We start from the raw sequence: 3,767 nt of genomic DNA on the forward strand, positions 1-3,767 counted from the left end.
CCGCTCGGCGCGGTGACCCGCTTCGAACGCGACCGCTACCGCCGCCTCCTGGCCCACACCGACCCACTCGGCCACCGGACCACGTTCCGCTACGACGAGTCCGGCAATCCCACGGCGGTGGTACGCCCGGACGGCCGCGAGTCGAGCGCGGAGTACAACGAACTCGGCTTGCCGGTGAAGGTGGTCAACCCCGACGGCACGGTCGTACGCCAGACCTACGACGAGCGGGGCAACCGCACATCGGTGACGGACCCGGCGGGCCAGACCACTCTCTTCACCTATACGGAGGCCGGCCACCTGACCTCCGTGACCGATCCCCTCGGCCACACGACAACAGTCGTGTGCGACCGCGCGGGCCTCCCGCTGGAGATCACGGACCCTCTGGGCGCGACCACCCGCTACGAGCGGGACGCCCTCGGCCGCCCGAGCGCGGTCGCAGACCCCACCGGCGCGACGACGCTGCTGGAATGGTCGACCGAGGGCCAGCTGACCCGCCGTACGGCCCCGGACGGCACGTCCGAGTCCTGGACGTACGACGGCGAGGGCAACTGCACCAGCCACACCGACCCGATCGGCGGCGTCTCCCGCTTCGAGTACACCCACTTCGACCTGCTGGCCGCCCGCACGGGCCCCGACGGGGTCCGCTACGAGTTCGACCACGACATGGAACTGCGGCTGACCAAGGTCACCAACCCGCAGGGCCTGACGTGGACGTATGCGTACGACGCGGCGGGCCAGCTGCAGACGGAGACCGACTTCGACGAGCGCACGCTGACCTACACCTACGATCCGGCAGGACGTCTGACTTCACGCAGAAACGTTCTCGGCGAGGTGGTGTCCTTCGAGCGCAACGAACTGGGCCGGGTGACCTGCAAGGACGCGGCCGGCCAGGTCACGACGTACGCCTACGACCTCACCGACCAGCTGGCACAGGCAACCGGCCCCGACGGCACCACCCTCACCCTCCTGCGCGACCGCCACGGCCGCCTGCACTCGGAGACGGTCGACGGCCGCACACTGCGCTACACGTACGACGGACTGGGCCGCCGCACCGGACGCACCACCCCCACCGGAGCTGAGACCACCTGGTCGTACGATGCCGCAGGCCGCCGCACCGGCATGGTGGCCTCGGGCCGCTCCATCGACTTCACCTACAACGAGGCAGGCCGCGAACTGTCCCGCCACATCGGCGGAACGATCACCCTGGAGCACGCTTTCGATGCGCTGGGCCGCCTGACGACCCAGTCGGTGAGCGGGGCGGAGGGCTGCGCGGTGCAACACCGGGCCTACACCTACCGCGCCGACGGCAACCTCATCGGCATCGACGACCAACTCTCCGGCTCCCGCCGCTTCGACCTGGACGCGACAGGCCGCGTGACAGCGGTCCACGCAGCAGGCTGGACGGAACGGTACGCGTACGACGAGGCGGGCAACCAGACAGAGGCGTCCTGGCCGTCCGCTCACCCTGGCCAGGAGGCAGTGGGCACCCGGGAGTACACCGGCACGCGCATCACGCGCGCCGGCCAAGTCCGCTACGAACACGACGCCCTGGGACGCATCACCCTCCGCCAGAAGCCCCGCCTTTCCCGCAAGCCGGACACCTGGCGCTACGAATGGGACGCGGAGGACCACCTCACCTCGGTGACGACCCCGGACGGCACCCGCTGGCGCTACACCTACGACCCTCTTGGCCGCCGCACCGCCAAACTCCGCCTCGCGGCAGACGGCGAGACGGTCGTGGAGCGGATCGACTTCACCTGGGACGGCACCACTCTCTGCGAACAGACGACAACGTCTCCGAACCTTGCGAACCCGGTCACCCTCACCTGGGACCACCAGGGCCTGCGCCCCCTGACGCAAACGGAACGCATCACCGCGGCCGACGCCCCCCAGGACGAGATCGACTCCCGCTTCTTCGCCATCGTCACCGATCTCGTCGGCACGCCGAGCGAACTCATCGACGAACAGGGCAACATCGCCTGGCACACCCGAAGCACCTTGTGGGGGGCGACGGCGTGGGGAGCGAATAGCATCACGTACACCCCCCTACGATTCCCAGGGCAGTACTACGACCCGGAAACCGGCCTCCACTACAACTACTTTCGCCACTACGATCCTGAGACCGCCCGTTATCTCAGCCCCGATCCCCTGGGGCTCACCCCCGCACCCAACCCCGCCACGTACATCCTCAATCCACATATCTGGAGCGACCCTCTCGGACTCGGACCCTACCGTGATTTCGCTCACGGGACTTCCAAGAAGTTTGCGACGGATATCACGGAGAACGGCCTGAGCGCAGATGCCAACCACGCCGCTACCAATGGCGGTTCATCGAGCATACCCGGCCACTTCTTCACACACGAAGTGGATGGCGCACAATCACCAGGTTTCCAATCGGCCTACGAGTGGGGCCTGAGGGTAGATCGCCAGTCCCCGTCGAGTGTAGTCATCATGCGCCTCCCTGAGGCGACATACCAAAGGCTCGTAGATCAGGGGCATGTCTTGATTCGTGAAGTGGGTGAGGGAGTTCCCGACGAGACAATATTCCATCCGAACTCATTTGAAACAATCAACAAAGAGGCGCAATGGCTGGGCCCGATTACCCCTTGATGCCAAACGAAGATCCATATCCTGCGTCAGCCCTACGCAAGACAAAATGGGGTGAATTCAGGCAGTTGAGCGACGGGAGCTGGCAGACGACTTGGACCCTAATCCTGTGCGACAACCACACCAGGGAGGCCGTCGCGGTACATCATAATGAATCCATTGGATTTACCTCAAGCGTCCACTTTCTTGGAATGCGCAATGCCGAGCTGCAGGTTCTCACAAGAGAACAGCCCATGTCGGCAGTCAATTATCCAGCAACCTACATGTCCTTCAGGATCGTAAATGATGAACTAGCAGAAATCGACACCATCCAAGGATTGCCAAGGAATTGGTATCCCCCGTTTCGCGACAGGATCTAACAGGGACCCGCCCCTGCGGCCGGACAGCCTCTCCAGAGACTGGACGGCAAGCATCTGTGCCGTGGATATCTTTCACGATCAACCGCGAAGGCATCACCCGCGCCTATCAGGGCGCCTCGTCGAACCTGTCCGGGGTTCGTTTGCATGAAATGGAGTTGGACAGATAGGGGCGCCAAAGACGAAGGCGCGTCTGGACCTCCCGGACTATCCTGCTCAGCCTCCGCGGAAGTGGGCTGCGCAGGGTTTCAACGCTGCACAGATCGAAGTTTCCTTCGGTGGACTTCGCTCGATAACCCTGGAGGGCTTCAGTACTTCCTTGACGGCAGATGTCTCCCTCACAGGAGGACGGCGGCGATTCCGTCGACATCCCGGAGCCCGGGACCCTTATCCGGGCCGTATGCGAGGGCGCCTCTACCGCATCCCTTTCTCCCTTTCGGCGTATATCGACGGGGCACAGCAGACTCCTACCGCGCCCCGCTGATCCGCCCACGCCTGCCATCCCTGCTACGGGGCGAACAGCTCCGCCAGGTCCGTAGCCTGCACTGCCCGCTGGGCCCAGACCTCAAGTTGATGCATGTCTGTGCATGCCCCTACCTGCTCGCGGGCTGCCTCGGTCACCTGAATGCCGCGCCACTGAAAGATGTGGAGGATCATCTCGGCCTTGGCCTCGACCCGGCCCTGTTCCAGTCCCTGCTCTCGGCCTTCTTCGCGTACCTGCTCTGCGAGCGGGTGTCGCCAGAAGTACTGGATCGCCGTCATCAGGTCCCTCCACATCTGCTTCGCCTGGGGGTCGGCCAGGCA

1 protein-coding gene and 1 pseudogene are annotated in these 3,767 nt (G+C 64.9%); one reads left to right on the forward strand and one right to left on the reverse strand.

What is annotated here, in order from left to right; genetic code table 11:
* Positions 1-2,610 (forward strand): RHS repeat-associated core domain-containing protein (locus AB0H32_RS47310; protein ID WP_361135628.1); only part of this gene is annotated, 2,610 nt, incomplete at its 5' end.
* An 860-nt stretch (positions 2,611-3,470) separates the two neighbouring features.
* On the opposite strand, the pseudogene AB0H32_RS47315 reads toward AB0H32_RS47310, so the two are convergent.
* Positions 3,471-3,767, reverse strand: a pseudogene (locus tag AB0H32_RS47315) (hypothetical protein); the annotation flags it as partial.

The sequence above is a fragment of the Streptomyces sp. NPDC020362 genome (genome assembly GCF_040642095.1).
GTDB lineage: Bacteria > Actinomycetota > Actinomycetes > Streptomycetales > Streptomycetaceae > Streptomyces.